The following is a 3,144-nucleotide window of genomic DNA, read 5'->3' as shown; positions in this document are numbered from 1 at the left end:
TTGTTAAACTGAGTTCGGAGCCATGCGCCAAATCTTGATTTCGCCACCGAAGCGGTGACAAGCTCCGTTCATGGAATGGCGCGACGAGGGAATCATTCTCGGCACCCGCAAGCATGGCGAAACCAGCGCCATCCTCGAGGTGATGACGCGTGCGCATGGCCGCCACCTCGGCCTCGTGCGCGGTGGCCGCTCGCGCAAGCAGCAGCCGGTTCTCCAGCCCGGCAACCGCGTCGACCTTTTGTGGCGGGCGCGGCTCGACGAGCATCTCGGCACCTTCCAGGCGGAGGCGATCGAGATGAATGCCGCCCGGCTGATGGACAGCGCCGTCGCCGTCTATGGGTTGCAGACCATGGCCGCGCATCTGCGCCTGCTGCCCGAGCGCGACGCTCATGGCGGACTCTACGAGACGCTGGCCGTGATGATCGTCCACCTTGATGATGCCGATGCCGCCGGTGAACTGGTGGCGCGCTTCGAACTGCTCATTCTCGACGAGCTTGGCTTCGGCCTTGATCTCAGCCAGTGCGCGGCCACCGGCACGCGCCAAGACCTTGCCTATGTCTCGCCGAAATCCGGGCGCGCCGTGTCGCGCCAGGCCGGCGCGCCATGGCGCGACAAGATGCTGCCGCTGCCCGCTTTCCTGCAGCGCGGTTCCGGCCTGCGTGCCGATCCGGCGGCGATCGAGGATGCTTTCCGGCTGACCGGCTTCTTCTTTTCTCGCCATGTCTACGAGCCGCGCGGCATCGAGCCGCCCGGCGCCCGCGCCGGCTTCCTCGCGGCGCTGCGCAAGCACCACGCGCCTGGCAAGCCCGCCGCTGGACAAGCCGTCGTCGGAGAGATCACCAGATGAGCGAAGTGGAACTCTATCCCGGCCGGGTTTCGCCGCTCGGCCTCGGCACAATTCCGCATGGCGACATCCTGAGATACACCGGACTTGAGCTGCTTCAGCGCATCATCGACAACAAATATCCGGCGCCGCCGATCTCCTTCCAGCTCAGCTTCGATCTTGCCGAAGTGTCGGAAGGACGCGCTTTGTTCCGCGGCATGCCGAACGAGCGCTATCTCAATCCGCTCGGCAGCGTGCATGGCGGCTGGGCCGCGACGCTCCTGGATTCGGCCCTTGGCTGCGCGGTGCAGACACTGCTCGACAAGGGTGAGGCCTATACGACGGCGGAGTTCAAGGTGAACCTGACGCGGCCGATCACACCGAAGACCGGCGAAGTCGTGTGCGAAGGCAAGGTGGTGCACAAGGGCCGCACGCTGGCGGTTTCGGAAGCGACACTGAAGGATGCCAACGGCAAGCTGCTGGCTTTCGGCACCGAAACATGTTCGATCTTTCCGGCGGCCAATCTGGCCGCCCGTTGAATTTGTCCGGCCGCCTGGCGGCCATATTGTCCCGGTCGTCGCCTGGTGGCCGTATTTGGGTGTCAGTGAAAACTGAATGTCAGTGGTCTGGTTTGGGGGAACCGCCATGTTCGAAAGCCTGATCGGCCTTGTCGCCATCATCGCGCTGTTCGTCATCATTGCACGCCAGCAGAGCCGCATCGGCCTGATCGAGCGCGAGCTTGGCGCGCTGCGCAGCCTGGTGCTTTCTGGCGCGCCTGTGGCTCCGCCACAGCACAAGCCGGTGGAACCGGCCGCAAACGACAGCAAGCCGGCGAATGCGGCGGCAGCAGTGGTGGCCGATATTGTTTCTTTACCGAAGGGCAAGGCTGCGCCAAAGCGATCGGCGAAGGCTAAGATCGGCGAGGTCGAATCCGGCCCCTGGACCACGGGCAAAACGCCGTCGGCAGGGGCTGCGCCGGCAGAGCCGGCCGCCGCAACGGCGAAAGCGGCCCAAAAACCCGACATCGAAACGGCGCTCGGCACCCGCTGGGCGGTCTGGGTCGGCGGCATCGCGCTGGCGCTGGGTGGCCTGTTCCTGATCCGCTACACCATCGAGGCCGGCATCTTCGGCCCAGGTGTGCGGCTAAGTATGGCCGCATTGCTGGGGCTGGTGCTGGTCGGCGGCGGCGAATTCATCCGCCGCACTGGCTTCCGGCTGCCGGTGCAGGACGCCGCCGGCGCCTATATTCCAGCGATCCTGACGGCGGCCGGCGCTTTCATCCTGTTCGGCACGGTCTATGCCGCGCATGGCGTCTACGGCTTCATCGGCCCGGCACTGGCCTTCACGCTGCTCGGCGCCATCGGCGTGGCGACCATTGCCGCGGCTCTCGTCCACGGCCAGGCGCTGGCCGGCATAGGCCTGCTCGGCGCGATGGTGACGCCGATGCTGATCGCCTCGCAGGCGCCCAATCCCTGGGCGCTGTTCGGCTATCTCGCGATCGTGCTTGCCGCCACCGGCGTTATCGCCCGCATGCGCGACTGGACTTTCCTGATGGCGGCCGCCTTTATCGGCACCGGTCTCTGGGTCGTCCTCTTTATGACCGATGCGCCGGGCGCCAACCTGCCGGTCATCCTGTTCATCGATGCCGTCACCCTGGCCGTGCTTGCCTTCGTCTGGCTTGGCCGTCGCGGTGGCGAAACGGAACCTGACCGAGGCTTCGACTGGCCGTCGATCGCCCCTGGTTTCTTCGTCGGTTTCTCGGCCATGGCGCTGTTCGTCGACCCGGTCTACGCTGCCGCCAGCGGTGCCTTGGCTGGAGCAGCGCTGATCGCGGCCCTGGTGGCGGTGGCGCTCTATCGGCCTCGGGCGCTGGCGCTCCTGCACGCCGCCGGGCTGGTGACGGTTCTGGTCTATCTCGGCATCATTCCGCCGACCTCGGTCGCTGCCGATTTTTCAGATAGCGCTCTCGGCGTCGGCAGCCAGCCGGCGCTGATATCCGACCCGCTGATGCTCAGGATCGGCATCGGTCTCGGGCTTGTCTTCATCGGCGCCGGCTTTTGGGCCGCGCGCAGGTTCGCTGCAACCGCCTGGGTTCGATCCGCTTCATGGGCGGCATGGGGCGTCGTTGCGCCGCTGATCGTTCTCCTCGCGCTCTGGTTAACCTTCGGCAATCTCGACCGCGATCTTGTCTATGCGGCGGCCGCGGCCCTTCTGGCCGCGGGCTTCGCCGCCGGCGGCGAGTGGATCGCGCGAGGCGAGGAACCGCCGCTGAGGGGTGGCGCGGCTGTCTCCTTTGCGCTCGGCGGTGCGGCGGTCGCCGG

The 3,144-nt window shown here is 66.5% G+C and carries 3 protein-coding genes; all 3 read left to right on the top strand.

From position 1 onward, the window contains the following. Positions 1-70 precede the first annotated feature (70 nt). Positions 71-847 carry a DNA repair protein RecO gene (gene recO / locus CN311_RS26435; RefSeq protein ID WP_097576599.1) on the top strand — a complete coding sequence of 259 codons (777 nt, stop codon included), beginning with the start codon at positions 71-73 and terminating at the stop codon, positions 845-847. Continuing rightward, positions 844-1,362, top strand: a complete 519-nt coding sequence (locus CN311_RS26430) for a PaaI family thioesterase (protein ID WP_097576598.1) — start codon at positions 844-846, stop codon at positions 1,360-1,362. Before recO ends, CN311_RS26430 begins: the two co-directional genes overlap by 4 nt. Positions 1,363-1,468: 106 nt before the next feature. Continuing rightward, positions 1,469-3,144 (top strand): DUF2339 domain-containing protein (locus CN311_RS26425; protein WP_133117267.1); only part of this gene is annotated, 1,676 nt, incomplete at its 3' end.

It is taken from the genome of Mesorhizobium sanjuanii (genome assembly GCF_002529485.1).
Taxonomy (GTDB): domain Bacteria; phylum Pseudomonadota; class Alphaproteobacteria; order Rhizobiales; family Rhizobiaceae; genus Mesorhizobium; species Mesorhizobium sanjuanii.
The sequence above is the reverse complement of the archived record's forward strand: the minus strand, read 5'-3'. Positions and strand labels throughout refer to the sequence as shown.